The sequence below is a fragment of the Shewanella sp. SR44-3 genome (assembly GCF_014163735.1).
Taxonomy (GTDB): domain Bacteria; phylum Pseudomonadota; class Gammaproteobacteria; order Enterobacterales; family Shewanellaceae; genus Shewanella.
This window is the reverse complement of record NZ_JACJDV010000034.1, coordinates 1-20,159: the sequence shown is the minus strand read 5'-3', so window position 1 is coordinate 20,159 and position 20,159 is coordinate 1. Positions and strand designations below refer to the sequence as shown.

Below are 20,159 nucleotides of genomic sequence, written 5' to 3'. Positions count from 1 at the left end.
AGTGCTGCTGATTGCAGATCATACTTTTGGCTAGATAGTAAAAATTAGATTAACAAGGTATTTACATTCCCTTTGGGCTGTGGTGTTATTGAGTCAATTCAAGCGAGCGTTTGAATTAATAATTAATGTTAAGGGGATGCCCATGAAAGCCACTACTCAGACTATAGCCACCACACTGATGATGTTAATGGCTGCGGCAAGCTGCACAGCCCAAGCTGAAACACAAGACAGCAATATCAGAGGATTTAGCCCAACTCAGGCTGTGGACCCTCACGCTTTACTTGTACCTCTTGCACAGTCTAAGCGGCAAATAGCTTTGGATTTAAGCCGTCAATATAGACAGCTTGAGCCCTTGTTACAGCAAAACATTAACCAGTATCAGTTGTCAGTAAGTGCCACAGATATGGCATTGCAGCCTGCATTTGATGCCAAGGTATTGAAGCAAGCTGATGCTTTGATGAGCCAGCAAAAAGGCTTACCAGGCACCACAGATCTAGTGCAACTGCGGTTAGCAGATACCAGTATGTTAACGACCTGGCAGCAAGGTGAGTCACCATTATTTGCCTTTGAACCCGACGGCGATGATAGTCAATGGGATTATATCGAAGCGTTTGATACTCAAGGTAATGTTCATTTATTAGACGTGTATGCATTGCCAGAGCGGCCAGTATTTGTGGTGGGTTTAGATAACAAAAAAGCCATGAAGGCGGGTATTGCTCAGATGCGTAGTACCTTTGCCGCAGCTCAAAAAACTGGGATAAAGCTTCAAAAGTCGAATAAGTGGTTACAGCAAAATGCCGCGCCTAGTTTACCTAGCGCCGATACCCCACTATCTACGACTGTAATTAAGCAAATTTCGCTTAATGATGATATGGAGCCGTGGATTTCGGGTAAAGCTGAGGTATATGCCATAGTCACAGGGGTGTCGCCAAGTCGTGATGAGCCAGTACTTGATATCGTTGAAATGCCTTATTTAGATTATGCGGATAAGGAATACTATCCAAACCAGATAGTGATCCACTGGCAGCGTTACCGTTGGGCTGCGGCCGACATGGTGCTAATGGAACACGATGATGGCACTAACTATAAGGCCTTAGCGACTAAGTTGATTGAGGCGGCGGAGCAAATATTACGTTTAATCCCCGATCCGCAAGTACAAGGTTTTGCGGTCATCGCCCAGATAACCAATGGTATTTTAGCGGTAATGCCCGATGCATGGTTTACCAATGACGACGACTTTGTTGACGTGTATTACACCTTGCAAGAGGGGGTATATTACCCCAGTCATAAAGGCGCTAATGGTAATGCAACAGCAAGCTTTGAGCCGCTACAGATCAACCCAAGGTAGGGTTTGAGAATGAGCGCTTAGGCTGAGTGAAGTCTAAAATTAGCAAGGGTTTAAGTGTAGAAGTGCTAAACACTAGGTCAGCAAGCCAAGGCATTATGCCAAGGTCTGCTGACCTTTTCTTTTTGGTGATTTACCTAAGCCTACTAATGGCTTCCTTAAGCATAAAGTCTTCTTCGGCAATTAATCTCTGTGGGGTAATTGTCATTAACACATCAGGAATGATGCCGTAGCCCACGAATTCACGGCCATCGGGGTAAGTATCTCGTTTAGTGCATATTCTAAATGAACCACCACCTGGCAAATCAAAGAAGATAGGCTGACCAGTACTGCCATAGGTTTTTTCCCCTATCAGGGTAAAGTGGGGTAACGAGTCTGCATAAATAAGGAAGTCTTCAGCCGCAGAAGCCGTGTCTCTGCTGGTTAGCACATAGGTGGGCACAATAATTGGGTTGTCATTGGCTGGAAAGACTTCCATATCACCACTCTTCCAAGCATTATCATTCGCATACTCTTGATACTTAACATCAAACTTTCCCCATGCCTTATAGGCTGCGATATGTTTACGGGTCTTCCAAATAGCGCCTTTGAGTTCAGTTTTACTAAAATGTGATAATATTTCTGCGGCAATTAGCGAGTCTCCACCACCATTAAAACGCAAATCTATAATTAAGGTTTTGGCTTTGCGAATATCATCTAAAACGGCGTAAAAATCCGCTAAAATCTGCTTATCATGAAATCCATTTAAGGCTAAATAGCCCATCCCTTTTTCTAACCATTTAAATTCGAGTAACTCACCATTAGAGCTGGGACGCGTAAGAGAAATTGGCTTGCTATCCTCAGGGTCAGTGCTTTTTCTCAAGTTACTATCCCTTACAAGTGTCAGCGACTTTATTTCACCTTGTGGTGTTGTAAGAGTGAGTTTAACTTGGGTGCCGGGTTTGCCACCTAGCGCATCCTTTACGGCGCTGTGCCATAAAATGTGCTCGGTAGAGCTTGCGATATAGGGCATGACTGAATCTTTAAGGTAAGTGGCTAAATCGATGTCGTTCACCTTTAACAAAGTCGAGCCCAGTGGGATCTTGTGCTGCAAAGTTTGACTCGTTGAAATAACCACGGCTTCTTTATTTGCCTCATAAAGACCTATGCCTGGCCAGTCAAGCTGACCTTGCGCTAATCCTTTGGGTAAAAAGACATTGGTATGGCCATCTTTGAGCAAGGCATTAAAGCGCATGAGTTCACGGTAATACTCATAGTCTGACTCAGTGGCTAACACTCGAGGAATAAATGACTGATAAGCGGCGTCAAAGTCCAGATCTGGTACTTGATCAAAATAGGCGAAATTGTCGCGGGCTTCCTTCCAGTAAAGGGATAATCCGTAGATTTTATCTTCCTTGGTCAGCTTGTTATCCTTGCCCGCGTGAACGCTTGTGCTCAACATGAAAGCAAGTGCTGAAGATAGCACTACAGATAAGCATTTTTTATACATTAAACTTCCTTATTTATAAATAATCACGATAACGTGCTAGTGCGCTTGATGAGTGCGCTTGTTTGGCAGAGTGATACCAATCTTATTCATCATCTAGCACCATGGCTTGTTTGATTTCATCACTGCTAAAGCCTTTGCGGGATAAATACGCATAGGCTTTTGACTTGTCCTTATAATCCGATAAATCATAGCGCTTTTTAGCCAGCTCATTTTTGCAGCTTTGATAAAAATCGACTTCATCGCTGAGCATTAACTGATATAAGATTTCTTCAAGGTCACTGATATCAATCAGTCGCTGTTTAAGCTCTTGCAAGATAAGCGTCTTACCTTTGCCTTTTTTAAACAGTTTGATGATTTCAGAAGATAAATTTACCTTGTCAGCTTTGACAGCTAATTTACTGCGCAGGGTTTCTCGCTCGGGATGTTGTGAGATGGCATGATCGATTTCTGTGGCTGAAAAACCTTTGTTGGTCATCTGGGAGTAAACTTTTTCTTTGGTTGTGGCGGAAAAATCATCAAATTTACTCAATAGCCTAGAGGTTGCCATCTCAAAAGTATCGATTTGCTGTTCATCCATCACTTGGGCTATGGCGGTGTCAATGTCGGTCGCCGAAATGCCTCTCTGCTGTAATTTTCGCTTGATTGCGCCTTTACCGATTTCGTTACTAAAGGCTGTCTCGCAATAACGCAGTGCAAAATCTAGGTCGTTTCTTAAATAGCCGCCTTCAATTAGCCTCGCGAGTACAGTTTCAATCCATTGTAGATTCTCAGTTTTACGCTCAAGCTTGATGCGGATTTCATTAATGGTAAAGTCTTGCTGGCCAAGGTGCCAGTAAGCGCTATTAAACACATTATCTATGGTTTTGGCTTGACGTAGTGGACGTTGCTGCTGCATAAAATTTGATCTTAAATTAAAAAGTGAACATTACCTCACGCTTAATGACATCCATAAAGGTGTGCTTTAAGGTTATAACCAAGGGCAATGTTGTCGCCCTTGGTGTGAAGCTTAACTAGAGAATATCGTTAATGGAAAACCCTATGCCAATGCGCTGATTATGATGATTATAATCAATCAAGCTTTCACCATAGCCGTTGAAATACTGAGTATAAATCCGCAAATTACCCATGATGGGGTAACTCCAGGTGAGCTCTAGCGCACCACGATTGGGGTCGTTAAAGTTATTTCTCAGCAACAGACTAAACCTGTGTTCATTTAATCCGTATACTCCGGTGAATTCAACATGGCCTAAGTAGTCGGTGAGATCTGGATTATCATCGCCTTTTGGCGAATCAGGGGTTTCTTTAGCATCTTCAGGTAAGCGCCACCAAGCTTTCACTGAGAAGGCATAGGGGCCTTTATCGAATATCATGGTGCCGTAAAGTCGGTTCCAACTGCGTGATAGCAATCCTGCTTTACCGTTTGACTGATGGGCTGCGCCAAAGCCAATAAATGAATTGGTAAACCCGCCTATCTGCCAATCATTATTGAATAAGATAAAAGCTTCAGGTTCGTGATTGGTTTCTCGAAACGGTGAGGAAATGTCTTGATTGTAAACCTGCCAGTAAGATTGGTTGGTATAAGCCAAAAATACGTGTCCGTTGTCACCAAATAGGTTGTAAACTAAAGGAAATTTAAAGCTGAGTTGGAATTTAGCTTCCATTTCATCGAGCTGATAATCGCCTTGATCAAATTGGGCGGCAAATGGGGCGTTATTAGGGTTGCTGTTATAGGTGGCCGGTAAGAAATAGTTCACCTTATGGGGCGTGAGCACAAATGGGCTTTCTGACGTCGCAAGCTCATCTTTTACTCGCTCACTCACTAATGAGGTTTCTTCAGTGGTTGCATCGACTTGTTGCTTACTGTTTGATGGCACAGTGGTGAGCTGGATATCATTTTTTCCCAGCGCAGGTGCGGCGAATAGACTGAGTATCGCCGCGATTGCTGTATGGCGGTAAAGGACTAACGCTGAAGGTAAGGTTTTATTGTTATGCATGATATTTCGCTGTTCGCCTCTTAATGGGTTCGACTGCCTTAATATAGGTGCTGGTTGTATTCTATATAATTTATCCCTTGAGCGGGTTATTTAACCGAAAAATCAGCCTTTTGAGACTGTGAATAGTTCCTATATACCTATAAGTTATAAAAACTAACTATTATCTATTACATAAGGAATATCTAAACCGCTATATTGGATACCTGTCAATATTGTGGGGATGCGTCATGGAAGTTGTTTCAATGCCAGGCCAAGTGGCTAAAGGTAAAGTCTGGTTAGTGGGCGCAGGCCCAGGCGATGTGGAATTACTGACCATGAAGGCTTATCGGGTGCTGAAAAGTGCCGATGTCGTGCTTTATGATGCCTTGGTAAGCCAAGATATCTTAGATTTAATCCCCTCAACTGCCGAAAAAATTGCCGTAGGTAAGCGTGCGGGTAAGCACAGTGCACCCCAAGATGATATTAATCAGTTATTGGTCACTAAGGCCTACACCCGTAAAAATGTGGTGCGTCTTAAGGGCGGTGATCCCTTTATATTTGGCCGTGGCGGCGAAGAATTGCAAACCTTAGTGGCCAGCGATATTGCCTTTGAAGTGGTGCCCGGCATTACAGCAGCAAGCGGCACCTCAGCCTATGTGGGCATTCCGCTCACTCACAGAGATTATGCCCAAGGGGTGAGCTTTATTACTGGCCATTGCCAGTTAGCCAGCCGCCCAATGGACTGGCAAGGTTATGCCAACCCCAATAACACCTTAGTGGTGTATATGGGGATTTTGAACGCCAATATTATTCGCGATGGCTTGATTAACGCAGGCCGCAGCCCAGACACACCTGTAGCGATAGTGTCAAAAGCCACCACAGCATCCCAGCAGCGTTTTATCGGTAACTTAAACGACTTAGCGCAATTGGCGGCAGATCCTGCTTTGCAGATGCCAGCCTTGATGATCATAGGCGAAGTGGTGCAACTGGCCGATACGCTTAATTGGTTTGAGCCTTCGGCATTAACTCAGCAACAAACACACACAAATGTAAAAACGAGCAGCAATTAGGCCTCGTTTTCAGTCAATATTTATGCTGGAAACAGCATGTTAAGTGGAGAAGCATCATGGCCGTGCAGGTATTAAGCCATTTACAACAGTTAGAAGCGGAAAGTATTCAGATCATCCGTGAAGTTGCCGCCGAATTTGATAACCCTGTGATGATGTATTCCATAGGTAAAGATTCCTCTGTGATGCTGCATCTGGCCCGCAAAGCCTTCTATCCTGGCAAAATTCCATTCTCTTTACTGCATGTGGATACAGGTTGGAAGTTTAAGGAGATGATTGCGTTTCGTGATGCACAGGCGAAAAAGTTCGGCTTTGAACTGTTAACTCACACCAATCAGGAAGGGGTTGAACAAGGCGTTGGTCCCTTCACCCATGGCAGTGCGAAACACACTGACATAATGAAAACCCAAGCATTAAAGCAGGCCCTAAACCAACATGGTTTCGATGCCGCCTTTGGTGGTGCTCGCCGTGATGAAGAGAAATCCCGTGCCAAAGAGCGAGTGTATTCTTTTCGCGATCGTCACCATAGATGGGATCCAAAGAATCAACGTCCAGAACTGTGGCGCACCTATAACGGCGCAGTCAACAAGGGCGAGAGCATTCGTGTGTTCCCGCTATCTAACTGGACTGAACTGGATATTTGGCAATACATCTATCAAGAGAATATCGAAATTGTGCCACTGTATTTTGCCGCAGACCGTCAGGTGGTGGAAAAGGGCGGTCAACTTATTCTTAAGGATGATGACCGTATGCCTATTGAGGCGGGCGAAGCGGTGAAAACCGAGAAAGTGCGCTTTAGAACCTTAGGCTGTTACCCGTTAACTGCGGCCATGCATTCAGAGGCCGACACCTTAGAAAAGATTATCGAAGAAATGCTGCTAACCCGCTCCAGCGAACGTCAGGGGCGACTGATAGATTCAGATCAAAGTGCCTCCATGGAGCATAAGAAACGTCAAGGTTACTTCTAAGGCTTGCCAAGGCAACCCCGTTACAGAAGTCTTCGAGCAAGCAGTATAGAGAGTGAGAATTAAGATGGATAAAGCAGCGAGTAACACTAGCCGTATGGCGGCAGAAATTGAACAACATGGCGTTAAAGAGTATTTGGCCTTGCAGCAGAAAAAAGGCCTATTGCGCTTTTTAACCTGTGGCAGTGTCGATGACGGTAAGAGTACCTTAATTGGTCGTTTGCTCCATGACAGCGCGCAAATTTATGAAGATCAGCTGGCCACGCTTAAAAATGACAGCTCTAAAATGGGCACCACAGGTGAAGCCATAGATTTAGCCTTGTTGGTGGATGGCTTGCAAGCCGAGCGTGAACAGGGCATCACCATAGATGTGGCTTATCGGTATTTCTCCAGTGAAAAACGTAAATTTATTATTTCCGATACCCCAGGCCATGAGCAGTACACCCGCAATATGGCTACCGGCGCCTCGACCTGTGATTTAGCGGTGATTTTAGTGGATGCCCGTTATGGGGTGCAGACTCAGACTAAACGCCATGCCTTCATTGCATCGCTTCTGGGTATTCGCCACTTTGTAGTGGCGGTGAACAAGATGGATTTATTGGATTTTAACCAAGACGTCTTCAATAAAATCCAAGCCGACTTTACCGACTTTGTGAAGGACTTTGGCGACTTAGATATTCATTACGTGCCGCTGTCTGCCTTAAATGGCGACAACGTGGTGAACCCAAGTGAGCGCTGTGATTGGTATCAAGGCGGCACCTTGTTGCAACTACTTGAAACCATAGACACTCAACGTGAGTTGACTCAGCTTCCTGTGCGTTTCCCGGTGCAATATGTGCAAAGGCCAAACCTTGATTTCCGCGGTTTTGCTGGCACCTTGGCATCTGGGGTGATTAAAGTCGGTGACGAGCTGGTGGCCTTGCCATCGGGCAAGCGTAGCAAGGTTGAACGCATAGTCACATTCGATGGCGATTTAGCCCAAGCGGTTGCTGGCCAAGCCGTGACCATCACCTTAGAAGATGAAATCGATATCTCAAGGGGGGATTTATTGGCCCAACCTGAGACAGCGCCAACCCTTGGTGATCATATCACTGCCGATTTGGTGTGGATGGATGAAAAGCCATTACAACTGGGTCAATTATACGATTTAAAAGTGGCCGGTAAGAAAACTCAGGCCCAAGTGAGTGAGATTGAATACGTCGTTGATGTGAATACTTTGGCTCGCAGCGGCGCCACTAGCTTAAGTTTAAACACTATTGCTAGGGTCAAACTTGAGCTCACCGAAGCGATTGTGGTCGATGCTTACAGCTTAGTGCGTGATACCGGCGGGATGATCTTAATCGATCGCTTAACTAACGCCACAGTTGCCGCCGTGATGGTCGTAAGTGGTCACTTAGGTGAAGCAAAAACAACAGGTGAATACAGCGCCTTTGAGCTTGAGTTTAATGCCTTAGTGCGTAAGCATTTTCCTCACTGGAATGCCCGCGATATAAGCGTGTTAGGTAACTAGCCTATGAGCGAACTTTGGCTGTTAACAGCAATTTTAGTTGCCTTGGTGGCTGGGCTTGTTAGCGGCCGCGCCAATCCCGCGAGTTTGTTTTTTTTCGCGGGACTGGCAAGCTATTTACTAGGCTTAGTGAGTTTAGACACTGCCCTGGCAGGCTTTACCAATAATGGTCTGATCACCTTAATTTTATTAGTGCTCGCTGCCACCGCCCTTGAGAAAACTTCACTACTTGGCAAACTCAGCCAAGCCATTAGTAAGGGGTCGCTAACCTTAACCTTGGCTAAACTGGGCATTTCTACCGCTGTACTGTCGTCTTTTACCAACAATACTGCGGTAGTGGCCTCATTAATTGGTGTAGTGCGGCGCAACCAGGCCCATGCGCCCACTAAGTTATTATTGCCATTAAATTATGCCGCCATTTTAGGTGGCACCTTAACCCTAATTGGTACCTCGACCAACTTAATCGTTAACTCCTTTGTGGAGAATGCCGGCCTTAAGCCCTTAGGCTTTTTCGAGTTCACATCAGTTGGCATCATAGTCGTGGTATCGGGTTTGCTGCTACTTATTCCACTGGCCCATCTATTGCCCGATAGGCGCGATGAGACCGATGACGAGGCCTTGCCTTATTTGCTTGAGGCGCACATTGCTAAAAATTCAAAGTTAGTGGGCAAAAGCGTGCAAGATAATCGCCTGCGGGCATTAAAGAAATTGTATTTAGTCGAACTTGAGCGCAGTGGCATTCGAATTTGTCCTGTGCCGCCGCAACTTGTGTTACAAGCCGATGATGTATTGCGCTTTAGTGGCGCAGTGGAGTCGGTGGAGTTATTGCATCAGTTTGATGGCCTCAATTGGTTTGGCAAACAGCAAGCCAAAGGGCAAAATTTGATTGAAGCCGTGTTAGCGCCATCCTCCTCCTTGGTGGGCACTAGCCTTAAAGACTCGCGTTTTCGTGAAGAATTCGATGCCGCCGTGATGGCCATTCGCCGTGGTCATCAGCCATTAAAGGGCGGCCTTGGCGATATCGAACTGCAACCCGGTGACGTGTTATTGCTAACCCCTGGGGACAGTTTTACCAAGAAGCCACGCCTAGCCGATGATTTTGCCGCCATAAGCGGACTGGATTTAAGCGTACGCTTAGATGACAAGCGCGGCCATTGGGTATTGCTGGGCTTCGCCTTGACCATAATGGGCAGTGTGGCAGGTTTATTTCCGTTAGCCAAAGGGCTAGTCATACTGCTGCTCAGTTACCTTGCCATAGGCGCTGTGACTGTGAGCGAAATTAAACGCCGCTTTCCGCTTGAATTAGTGGTGATTGTCGGCAGTGCCTTAGGGCTTGCCAACCTGATGATAAGCACTGGGCTTGCCGATGTGATGGCTCAAGGTTTGTTGGAGGTATTTGACGGTTATGGGGTGTTTGCTGCTTTTGTTGGGGTGTACTTGATGACGCTTATCGTCACAGAAGTCATTACCAATAATGCCGCTGCGGCCTTGGCATTCCCTGTCGCCTACGCCTTAGCCATGAGTTACGGCGTCGACCCTAGGCCTTTTATTATGGCCGTAGTGTTTGGCGCCAGTGCCAGCTTTATTTCACCCTATGGTTATCAGACCAACTTAATGGTGTTTAATGCCGGTAATTACCAATTTAGTGATTTTGTGCGCTTAGGCTTGCCTTTGTCCTTAGTGTACTCGGCAGCGGTGATCATCGCCGTGCCTTACTTTTTCCCGTTTTAGGCCCTATGGCACAGACTCATTTTGATGAGCGTTGGAGTTTTTATGACAGATATAGTGTGGCATCAACATAGCATTGATCAGGCAGCCCGTGGGGCGCAGAAGAGTCAAAATCCTGTGCTACTTTGGTTTACTGGGCTTTCTGGCGCGGGTAAATCGACCCTTGCAGGGGCATTGGAGCGCGCTTTATTTGATGCAGGCTTTCATACCTATTTGCTCGATGGCGACAATGTGCGTCACGGTTTATGCAAGGACTTAGGTTTTAGCCTCGCAGACAGAGACGAGAACCTGCGCCGCGTAGGTGAAGTGGCTAAATTGATGGTCGATGCCGGCCTTGTGGTGTTATCGGCTTTTATTTCGCCCACCCGCGCTGAGCGCGACCGGGTGCGCGCCTTGTTCCCCGAAGGGCGCTTTATCGAAGTCCACGTATCGACACCCCTAAGCGTGTGTGAAGCCCGCGACCCTAAAGGCTTATACGTCAAAGCCCGCAGCGGCGAGATTAAAGACTTCACAGGAATTTCATCACCCTATGAAGCGCCAACGGCCGCAGAACTCACCATAGACACCAGTAGAGGCGACTTAGCCACTCAGGTACAGGCCATGCTAGCCTACTTAACTGCCATTGAAGTGATAGATGCCAATAAGCTCAGCGCCTTGGCATAAGCTTGGTTTGCATCAAACAGTTCATATAAGCCAGTGGGCTTGATGCAAGTCACTAAGGCATAGGCGGCTATTCTTAGTCGCTTGAAAGCAGGTAATTAAAACGAGACGCGAGTCTCGTTTTTTTATTGCTAGATTTCATATCAGTGACCTAGGTTAATCATTACATCTTCACTGAATGATTAGAGATTAACAGCAGGGTAATTGGAGGCTGGCGTAAAAGCGCCCCATGGCACTTAGGTGATTGCGCTTATGAGTGAGAGGCACAGATGCCGAACTGGATTTTTAATATGGATGTTATTGCTTGGATATTTTCCTTTTGCAGACAAACTTTTGTCCCAAATGGGCTATGCCACTGGACTCAGATCCGATTTTCTAACAAACGAGTAAGTGAATTAAGCGCTTTACTTCAAGCGTTCATGGAATGTAGGATTAAGTTAATCAATTACTTACACCTAAGCTTTATCAGGCACTCAGTGCAGTAAGACGTTAGCTTTTCTTCATATATGGGTTTTAACGTGAAAATAATATCAACAAACATTTCTAGAGCAAAAACCATTTTGCATAACGGGAAAGACGTCAAAACGGGGATATTTAAAGTACCGACTGGCGATGAAGTGACGATTGAGACGTACAACATTATTGGCGACGAGCAAGCCGATCTTATTCATCACGGTGGCGAGCATAAAGCCGTTTATGCTTTTTCAGTTAATCACTATGACTATTGGAAGGGGATTTTAGCTAATCAAGATCTTTCATATGGGGCGTTCGGTGAAAACTTTAGCGTATCAAACTTAGCCGAAGAGGATGTGAAGATTGGCGATCAGTTTCGCTTCGGTTCAGCGCTACTTGAAGTGAGTCAGCCAAGGGTACCTTGTTTCAAACTTGGGATAGCGCTGAATAATGCTAATGCCGTTAAGCTTTTTACAAAAACGTACTGTACCGGCGTGTATTTTAGGGTGCTAGAGACTGGGGGCGCCCAAACTGGGGATACAGTATCAATTGAGAAACATGCTACCCACGATATCAGCATAAAAAAACTGTTCCAGGCATATTTTGATCGAAATTATGTGGGTTTAGAGAGGGGTTTTTCAGAAGCTTTAGACTTGAAAGAGCTTGCGCCAGAATGGAAAGATAAACTGGCAAAAAGGTTGTCTATAACAAACGACTAGGGCAGCCAAAGGTCGTTAGTCTCTAGCACGAGACCCGCTTGAATAATGAGTATTGGTGGCTGTCTGTGAAGCCGATAAGCCATGGCAAGCCTTTGACGACTAACAGACGACATTACACTGACTGTTTTTTTAGGCTGCCCACAATACCTATCAAGGTGATCGTTAAACTGCAGATACAAAAAAGCCTCGCATTGCGAGGCTTTTTTGTTTGTTCTTTCAAAGTTGCGTCTGGTACAGGTGAAAAGATTTGAACTTTCACGCCCTTGCGAGCACCAGCACCTGAAGCTGGCGTGTCTACCAATTCCACCACACCTGCATTTATCGCATCACAACGCTTTGTTATCAGCCGCCTTGGCCACTGATTGTAAAAGTGGTGCCCGAACCCGGAATCGAACCAGGGACACGAGGATTTTCAATCCTCTGCTCTACCGACTGAGCTATTCGGGCGACGGACGCAATTTAAAGGGTTTTGCCTATTTGAGTCAACCTGTTTTTCATTTTTTTATTAAAAAGGCGTTTGTTTGAGTAACTTTTATTCGTCTTGATGGCCTTTTGAACAAGTCTGGCATCTTTGGATAAATTGATGCTATTTGGAGAAAGTTTGAATTACAGGTATAAAAAACGCTCCGAAGAGCGTTTTTAGCGATTAACCTATATCATGCACCGATTAATGGGCTGAAATTAGTTCGTTAGTGTTTCATTATTTGGGAAGTTTGCCTTAAGCACTGTTAATACATTTTGCTTTAACTGTGTTTGGCCTAGTTCCTGATATGCTTGTGCCATGATTTCAAGTGCACGTTCAGTAGAAGGAGTATTTGGGAACTTCTCCATGACTGTCTGTGCACGTACAGCGGCAGCGCTCCACGCATTCATCTTGATGTAGTATTCTGCAACGATCACCGAGTAGTTGGCCAAACGGTTTTTCAAATATTGCATACGTTGCTGAGCATCGGCTGCGTACTTGCTATTTGGGTAGCTTTTGATGAGTTTGTCGAAGTCTTTAAAGGCATCTTGAGCGTTTTGTGTGTCACGATCTGTGCGGTCAATATCTAACATGTCATGAAATAAATAATTATCTGCCTGCATATTAGTTAAACCACGCATATAATGCACGTAGTCGATATTTGGGTGGGTTGGATTTAAGCGTAAAAAACGGTCAATATTAGCCAACCCAGAGGCGGCGTCATCCATTTTATAGTAAGCAAAAATGAGATCTAGCTGAACTTGGGTCTTATGTGGACCGAATGGATAGCGAGAATCTAATGCTTCGAGTGAGCGAGCGGCTTTAGAATAATTACCTAGTTCCATTGAGGTTCTTGCTTGTGCATAAAGCGCTTCTGGCGACTTTTTGTTAGCAATGTCAGCATCTTCGGGGCTGCTGCTACACGCTGTAATAGCGAGTGACAACATAACTAGGGCGGCACCTTTGGCAAATTTATACATACTTGAATTCAATTCTTTTTAAGTTGTTGTTAAGAATTTTTCCATTTCACGATAAAATAGAAAACATCCGATTGTAACAGATAGCACATTTACTTTGGACCCCTAAAATGGGGTACGGTTCCTATGACACAAGAGATTAATCTAAAAAGCGAGATCACAGCAACACAAACAGGCTTAAGATTAGACCAAGCTTTGGCCGAGTTGTTCCCTGATTATTCCCGCACGCGCATCAAAGAATGGATCTTATCTGGTGCAGTTTATGTCGACGGTGTAAAAGTCGATAAACCTCGCGAGAAGGTACTAGAGTCGCAACAAATTGAGATAGAAGCAACATTTGAAGAAGAAGTTAAGGCAAAAGCGCAAGCAATTGACCTAAACATCGTCTATGAAGATGACCATATCATTATTGTTAACAAGCAAGCAGGCCTTGTGGTGCATCCAGGTGCAGGTAACGCCGACGGCACCTTAATGAATGCGTTATTGCATCATTGTCCTGCCATTGAAATGGTACCGCGCGCAGGTATTGTGCACCGTTTAGACAAAGACACCACAGGATTAATGGTGGTAGCTAAGACGGTTGAAGCACAAACGCATTTAGTTACAGCCTTGCAAGCCCGTGAAATTGTACGCGAATATGAAGCTATAGTACTTGGTACTATGACTGCTGGCGGTACAGTTGATGAGCCTATTGAGCGTCATCCGACTAAACGCACTCAGATGTCAGTGCAGCATGGCGGCAGACCTTCTGTGACTCATTATCGTGTTGCTGAAAAGTTTCGTGCTCATACTCGTTTGCGTTTACGCTTAGAAAGCGGGCGTACTCACCAAATCCGTGTTCATATGGATTACATTGGTCATGTATTGGTTGGCGATCCTGTTTATGGTGGTCGTCCAAGACCACCTAAAAATGCCAGTCCAGAATTTTTTGATATATTGAAAAACTTTGGCCGTCAGGCATTGCATGCAGTTAGGCTGGAATTATCTCATCCTTACACTTGTGAGATCATGAGTTGGCAAGCACCTATCCCTGAAGATATGGTGTTGCTGACTAAAGCATTGCGTAAAGATACTGAAGAGAATCCAATCGAGTACCTGTAATAGGCATATAGTCCCTATAACAGCTTGGATATTGTTTATATCGAGAGTATCGAGAATACCGACTATGTTTACTCACGTTTGGCCCATTCCTAATAATGTGTCTATCGCCATGACAAATCGTCATGGCGGCGTGAGTCATCCTCCTTTCGACAGCCTGAATTTAGGCACCCACGTAGGCGATGTTGTGGCTGATGTACTGGCTAATCGTCAAATACTGCAAAGCTCACTTAAGCTATCAACCCCTATTACTTGGCTTGAACAGGTTCATGGCACTGACGTGTTAGATTTGGCCGAACTGAACATTCCTCCTGTTACAGACATTCATTTAAATACAGACTCTCACTCCAATACAGGTATTCACTCAAGGCTTATTGGCGACGAAAATTTACGCTTTGATGCGGTTTACACTAATCTTCCCAATCGAGTGTGCGCTGTGATGACAGCAGATTGCTTACCTATTTTACTTTGCGATACCCAAGGTACTGAAGTGGCGGCCGTTCATGCTGGCTGGCGTGGTTTGTGTCATGGCGTGATAGAAGCAACAGTGGCTAAGTTTCAATGCCCAACAGCCAATATCATTGCGTATCTTGGGCCTGCCATTGGGCCATTAGCATTTGAAGTCGGCGCTGAGGTGCGTGAAGCCTTTTGCGCGAAAGATGCCGATGCGGCGCAATATTTTTGTGCTAGAGGCGGCAAATTTTTAGCAAACCTTGAAGGTCTAGCTCAGCTGCGTTTACAGGCGTTAGGTATTCATGCCATTCACAGTGCCAGTGTGTGCACTTTTACAAACCTTGATTATTTCTCCTACCGACGAGGCAGCCCAACGGGACGAATGGCTTCATTAGTTTGGCTTAAGCCAAAGGGCTAATTTACAGGGCTAACTTAAAGAGCTAGTTCAAAGAGCTAACTCAAAGAGCCAATTCAAAGAGCTAAGCTAAAGCGGCTAATCTAAAGCGTTAGCAGATAAATGACTGAGCTTAAATACGAGAGCACAAGTTGTCATGGCCTGGCCATTGAGTTCAGCATAGAAAATCAGGTTAAGTGTTCATTTTTTAATGATTAAACTTGAAAATATTTTTTATACCCCCATCTTAATAGTAAGCGTAGAGCGAGATTGACTTCGTTAATTACGTACCCTTTTCTTTTATTCTTTTTTGGAGGCCCCATGAGACTCGATAGAATGACCAACAAGTTTCAGATTGCCATTTCAGATGCACAATCGTTAGCGCTGGGGCGTGATCATCAAATAATTGAACCCATTCATTTGATGATGGCGTTGTTGAATCAGGACTCAGGTTCAATTCATCCATTGCTCACTCAAGCAGGGATCCGAGTCAGTGCATTGCGCTCGGCCATTAGCCAAGAATTAGAGCGCTTACCACAAGTTGATGGTACAGGTGGTGATGTTCAGTTATCCCAAGGCCTAATTCGTCTATTAAATCTGTGTGACAAGTTAGCGCAAAAGCGTAAAGACAAGTACATTTCTTCTGAGCTGTTTATTTTAGCGGCTTTAGAAGGGAACGATGCCTTAGCTCGCAGCTTGAAAGATGCGGGTGCGACCACAGAACTATTAGAAAAAACCATAGAGAGTATGCGTGGGGGTCAGAAAATGGACGACCCTAATGCCGAAGATCAGCGCCAGGCACTGAAAAAATTCACCGTAGATCTCACCGAACGTGCCGAGCAGGGGAAGTTAGATCCTGTGATTGGCCGTGACGAAGAAATTCGCCGCACTATTCAAGTTTTACAGCGTCGCAGTAAAAATAACCCTGTGCTTATTGGCGATCCTGGCGTGGGTAAAACCGCCATTGTTGAAGGATTAGCTCAGCGTATCGTTAACGGCGAAGTGCCAGAAGGTATAAAGAACAAGCGGGTGTTGTCGCTGGATATGGGCGCCTTGATAGCCGGCGCTAAGTACCGTGGTGAGTTTGAAGAAAGATTAAAAGCTGTTCTCAATGAGCTTTCTCAAGAAGAAGGCCAAGTGATCCTGTTTATCGATGAGCTGCATACCATGGTGGGTGCCGGTAAAGGTGAAGGTGCCATGGATGCGGGCAATATGCTTAAGCCTGCGCTCGCCCGCGGTGATTTGCATTGTGTTGGCGCCACCACCTTGGATGAATACCGCCAATACATAGAAAAAGATGCAGCATTAGAGCGCCGCTTTCAAAAGGTATTAGTTAATGAGCCAAGCGTTGAGGACACCATAGCAATTTTACGTGGTCTTAAAGAAAGGTATGAGCTGCATCATCATGTGGAAATTACCGATCCGGCGATTGTGGCGGCGGCGAGCATGTCTCACCGTTATATTTCAGATAGAAAACTGCCGGACAAAGCTATCGACTTAATTGATGAGGCAGCCTCCAGCATCAGGATGCAAATCGACTCTAAGCCTGAATCTTTAGACAGATTAGAGCGCCGCGCTATCCAATTGAAATTAGAAGAACAAGCATTAAGTAAAGAGACCGATGATGCTAGTCGTAAGCGTTTAGAACATTTACAGCATGAGCTTAAGGACGTTGAATCTAAAGCATCTGAGCTGAATGAGATTTGGCACACAGAAAAAGCAGCCCTTGCAGGTACGCAGCATATTAAAGCGGATCTTGAACAAGCGCGCATGGATTTAGATGTGGCAAGGCGTGCTGGTGACTTAACCAGAATGTCTGAGCTGCAATATGGTCGAATTCCTGAGCTGGAAAAGCAGCTTGATTTAGCATCTCAAGCTGAGATGCAAGACATGACCTTATTGCGTAATAAAGTGACAGACATTGAGATTGCCGAGGTACTGTCTAAAGCGACAGGGATCCCTGTATCAAAAATGCTCGAAGGCGAACGTGAAAAATTACTGCAAATGGAATCCGCACTGCATCAGCGAGTGATAGGTCAATCTGAAGCCGTTGAAGCGGTATCCAATGCGATTAGACGTAGCCGAGCAGGACTTGCCGATCCCCAGCGGCCTATTGGTTCATTTTTATTTTTAGGCCCAACGGGTGTGGGTAAAACTGAGTTGTGTAAATCACTGGCTAAGTTTTTATTCGATACCGAAGCTGCCTTAGTGCGCATCGACATGTCTGAATTTATGGAGAAACACTCAGTGTCCCGTTTGGTGGGCGCGCCTCCAGGATATGTGGGGTATGAAGAGGGCGGCTATTTAACTGAGTCGGTTCGCCGTAAGCCTTATTCGGTTATTTTGCTCGATGAAATTGAAAAAGCCCATCCGGATGTCTTCAATATATTGCTACAAGTCTTGGACGATGGCCGTTTAACTGATGGCCAAGGTAGAACGGTTGACTTTAAGAATACTGTTATCATCATGACCTCTAACTTAGGATCTGACATTATTCAAGAAGGTTTTGGCACGTTAAGTTACCAAGAGATGAAAGCTGCTGTGATGGATGTGGTTACTCACAGCTTTAGGCCGGAATTTTTGAATCGTGTTGATGAGTCTGTGGTGTTCCATCCATTAGATAAAGACAACATTAAGCACATTGCTGGTATCCAGATTGAATCTTTACGTAAGCGTTTGCAAGAAAAAGACTATGAGTTCATGGTTACCGATGCCGCGTTATCATTTATCGCAGCAGCAGGTTTTGATCCTGTCTATGGTGCAAGACCATTGAAGCGGGCGCTGCAACAAGAGGTGGAAAATCCATTAGCGCAGAAGTTACTGCGTGGTGAGCTAGTTCCGGGAACAACGATAAAATTGGATGCCGATAATGGTCACTTAGTATTTAAGCAGTTAAGGCGTTCTATTTAAGTGTATCGCTGTTTGATTCAACCTGTTGACTCATGAAACGAATAAGCTAGCTCGGCATTTTATGCTCGGCTAGCTTTTTTATTGGAGCGAATATCATTAGGGTCTGCGGCACTGGCGGTATAAGCACTTCAAGTATAAATAGACCTCTTAAATAGAGATTATGGTTGGCAGAAGAGTTTTACTCTTTCTTGGTTTTCTTTAATCGCCGCTTGTCGCTCAACCTCTGTCATGGTGACGACTTCACCGGTCTGCTCATTTTTGCGGTTTAAATTACTGTGAGTGGTCAATACTTTTAGACTGTGAGTGGCGTTATCGCAGATGCTGTCAGCCTGTTTACTGTCTTTCTCTTTAATGACCAAGGCTTCAGCTTGACGAAGTGCTTCATCGGATGACTGAGTGGTCTTCTTAATAGGTGCAACATAACCTATTTTATCCCTTTCTATATCTTCACTGTACTGGCGTTCAGCATTTGCTTCGGCAGGGGGCTCTTGGCTGTAGTGGGTTTTACCGTCTTTATCTACCCAAGAATAAATAACCGTTGCACTGGTACTTAAGGATAAACACAATATAGCAATAGTAGAAAATAGAATAACAAGTGGGCGTAGCGTTAGCATCTTGAGCTCCAGGAATTGAACTGAGTTGGCATTCAATAAATTTATGCTATTGTGAGGCATTGTTTAATTGTGACTAACTTTGTTTAAAGTGTATGCAAAAATCAACAGAACCAACAATAAAAAATAAAGGCATTTATTTATTGCCAAACATCATTACTACCGCAGGGCTGTTTTCAGGCTTTTACGCCATTATTAGCTCGATGAATAGTGACTTCGAAACTGCTGCTATTGCTATTTTTATTGCAATGATTTGCGATGGTCTTGATGGTCGAGTGGCCAGGCTCACCAGTACCCAGAGTGATTTTGGTGCTGAATATGACAGCATGGCTGATATGGTGTCCTTCGGTTTAGCGCCTGCGCTGCTAGCTTACAATTGGGCCTTGGCCGATCTCGGTAAATTAGGCTTTGCTGCTTCCTTCATCTATTGCGCGGCGGCGGCATTAAGATTAGCCCGTTTTAATACCCAAGTCGGAGTGGCAGATAAGCGCTATTTCCAAGGGCTTGCAAGTCCAGCTGCGGCTGCGATGCTGGCAGGGAGTATTTGGTGCGGCGCACGATATCAATTTGAAATAAATCACATCAGCTATTTAATGGCATTAATGACAGCCTCTGCAGGATTACTCATGGTGAGTAACTTTCGTTATCATTCTTTTAAAGAAGTCGATTGGCGCGGAAAGGTTAATTTTTTGGTCATGCTCAGTATTGTCGGGGGCTTTGTGCTGATATCTGTTGAACCTGCAATAGTGTTATGTGTTGGCTTCTATATATATGCACTCTCAGGTCCCTTCATTACGATTAAGGCGATAAAGAAACTTAAAGGCAGTCAGCTTAATCAACAGCAAGCTGAAACTCCTACTCCAGTTGCTGAGGAAAAAGACAAGCCATCCTTATAGTAGTAGCATTTTGTATACTCAAGCTGTCAGAAGTTGAAAGATTAAGATTTAAAGAGTAAGCCAATGAACAGCAGATAGTGTTAGGCATTGGCTTTTCATTTATGCAGCTTTACTTCAACGCTGAGTTTTGTGAAGAAAAGCCCCCTTTGGGTTTTGCATTGCTCAAATCTGTACTACACTTATTAGCCGCATTGAGAGCATGACTCTATCGATGTGATGGGGAATTAGACGAAGTGCGGCGTATCTATACAGTCGTGGTGGTTAATTGTTCGCTTGAGCGCGGTTTGTGGATTTAATTTGAAACAATGCTTGCGTAAAATATTAAGCTGCCTATAATGCGCAACCACTGAGACGGCAAACGGTTCACGCCAACGCTGAATCAGTTTGGTTTATAGGTTGATTTGAAACAGTTAACCGCTTAAATCAAAGCGAAAAGAAAGTTTGAAAAAAC

At 44.8% G+C, this 20,159-nt stretch carries 16 protein-coding genes and 2 tRNA genes; 11 read left to right on the top strand and 7 right to left on the bottom strand.

Annotation, left to right across the window (positions count from 1 at the left end):
* Nucleotides 1-142 precede the first annotated feature (142 nt).
* Complete coding sequence (locus H5073_RS14380; RefSeq protein WP_182680256.1) at nt 143-1,348, top strand: DUF3103 domain-containing protein; 1,206 nt, start codon at nt 143-145, stop codon at nt 1,346-1,348.
* Between the two features lie 130 nt (nt 1,349-1,478).
* Here H5073_RS14380 and H5073_RS14375 read toward each other — a convergent pair whose 3' ends face one another.
* The 3 genes from H5073_RS14375 to H5073_RS14365 form a co-directional block, all read right to left on the bottom strand.
* Nucleotides 1,479-2,834, bottom strand: coding sequence for a S41 family peptidase (locus tag H5073_RS14375; protein WP_182680255.1), 1,356 nt, complete (start codon nt 2,832-2,834; stop codon nt 1,479-1,481).
* Between the two features lie 82 nt (nt 2,835-2,916).
* Nucleotides 2,917-3,729: a RecX family transcriptional regulator gene (locus H5073_RS14370; RefSeq protein WP_182680254.1), complete on the bottom strand. Its 813-nt coding sequence runs from the start codon at nt 3,727-3,729 to the stop codon at nt 2,917-2,919.
* A gap of 115 nt (nt 3,730-3,844) precedes the next feature.
* Nucleotides 3,845-4,828: a phospholipase A gene (locus H5073_RS14365; protein WP_182680253.1), complete on the bottom strand. Its 984-nt coding sequence runs from the start codon at nt 4,826-4,828 to the stop codon at nt 3,845-3,847.
* Nucleotides 4,829-5,055: 227 nt separating this feature from the next.
* Here H5073_RS14365 and cobA point away from each other — a divergent pair, with 227 nt between their 5' ends.
* The 6 genes from cobA (at nt 5,056) to H5073_RS14335 (ending at nt 11,906) form a co-directional block, all read left to right on the top strand.
* Nucleotides 5,056-5,877 (top strand): uroporphyrinogen-III C-methyltransferase, encoded by an 822-nt coding sequence (gene cobA, locus H5073_RS14360; protein WP_182680252.1) that lies wholly within the window; start codon nt 5,056-5,058, stop codon nt 5,875-5,877.
* A gap of 56 nt (nt 5,878-5,933) precedes the next feature.
* Nucleotides 5,934-6,842 (top strand): sulfate adenylyltransferase subunit CysD, encoded by a 909-nt coding sequence (cysD, locus tag H5073_RS14355; protein ID WP_182680251.1) that lies wholly within the window; start codon nt 5,934-5,936, stop codon nt 6,840-6,842.
* A gap of 64 nt (nt 6,843-6,906) precedes the next feature.
* Nucleotides 6,907-8,349 (top strand): sulfate adenylyltransferase subunit CysN, encoded by a 1,443-nt coding sequence (gene cysN, locus H5073_RS14350; RefSeq protein ID WP_182680250.1) that lies wholly within the window; start codon nt 6,907-6,909, stop codon nt 8,347-8,349.
* A 3-nt stretch (nt 8,350-8,352) separates the two neighbouring features.
* Nucleotides 8,353-10,077, top strand: a complete 1,725-nt coding sequence (locus H5073_RS14345; RefSeq protein WP_182680249.1) for an SLC13 family permease — start codon at nt 8,353-8,355, stop codon at nt 10,075-10,077.
* A gap of 42 nt (nt 10,078-10,119) precedes the next feature.
* On the top strand, nt 10,120-10,737 hold the full coding sequence (gene cysC / locus H5073_RS14340; protein ID WP_182680248.1) for an adenylyl-sulfate kinase: 618 nt from the start codon (nt 10,120-10,122) through the stop codon (nt 10,735-10,737).
* A 515-nt stretch (nt 10,738-11,252) separates the two neighbouring features.
* Complete coding sequence (locus H5073_RS14335; protein ID WP_182680247.1) at nt 11,253-11,906, top strand: MOSC domain-containing protein; 654 nt, start codon at nt 11,253-11,255, stop codon at nt 11,904-11,906.
* Between the two features lie 229 nt (nt 11,907-12,135).
* Here H5073_RS14335 and H5073_RS14330 read toward each other — a convergent pair.
* The 3 genes from H5073_RS14330 to H5073_RS14320 all read right to left on the bottom strand — a co-directional run bounded on the left by H5073_RS14330 (nt 12,136) and on the right by H5073_RS14320 (nt 13,349).
* Nucleotides 12,136-12,222, bottom strand: a tRNA-Leu gene (locus tag H5073_RS14330).
* A 55-nt stretch (nt 12,223-12,277) separates the two neighbouring features.
* Nucleotides 12,278-12,353, bottom strand: a tRNA-Phe gene (locus tag H5073_RS14325).
* A gap of 234 nt (nt 12,354-12,587) precedes the next feature.
* A complete protein-coding gene (locus H5073_RS14320) occupies nt 12,588-13,349 on the bottom strand; it encodes an outer membrane protein assembly factor BamD (protein WP_182680246.1) in 762 nt (253 codons plus the stop codon).
* 123 nt (nt 13,350-13,472) lie between these two features.
* Between H5073_RS14320 and rluD the strand changes: the two genes are divergently transcribed.
* The 3 genes from rluD to clpB all read left to right on the top strand — a co-directional run bounded on the left by rluD (nt 13,473) and on the right by clpB (nt 18,201).
* Nucleotides 13,473-14,447, top strand: coding sequence for a 23S rRNA pseudouridine(1911/1915/1917) synthase RluD (gene rluD, locus H5073_RS14315; RefSeq protein WP_182680245.1), 975 nt, complete (start codon nt 13,473-13,475; stop codon nt 14,445-14,447).
* 64 nt (nt 14,448-14,511) lie between these two features.
* Nucleotides 14,512-15,315, top strand: coding sequence for a peptidoglycan editing factor PgeF (gene pgeF / locus H5073_RS14310; protein ID WP_182680244.1), 804 nt, complete (start codon nt 14,512-14,514; stop codon nt 15,313-15,315).
* Nucleotides 15,316-15,612: 297 nt separating this feature from the next.
* Nucleotides 15,613-18,201, top strand: a complete 2,589-nt coding sequence (gene clpB, locus H5073_RS14305) for an ATP-dependent chaperone ClpB (protein ID WP_182680243.1) — start codon at nt 15,613-15,615, stop codon at nt 18,199-18,201.
* Nucleotides 18,202-18,359: 158 nt separating this feature from the next.
* Here clpB and H5073_RS14300 read toward each other — a convergent pair whose 3' ends face one another.
* The gene (locus H5073_RS14300; protein ID WP_182680242.1) at nt 18,360-18,815 is read right to left on the bottom strand and encodes a DUF4124 domain-containing protein; all 456 of its coding nucleotides are present in this window, start codon (nt 18,813-18,815) and stop codon (nt 18,360-18,362) included.
* A gap of 92 nt (nt 18,816-18,907) precedes the next feature.
* Between H5073_RS14300 and pssA the strand changes: the two genes are divergently transcribed.
* A complete protein-coding gene (pssA, locus tag H5073_RS14295) occupies nt 18,908-19,708 on the top strand; it encodes a CDP-diacylglycerol--serine O-phosphatidyltransferase (RefSeq protein WP_182680241.1) in 801 nt (266 codons plus the stop codon).
* Nucleotides 19,709-20,159 lie beyond the last annotated feature (451 nt).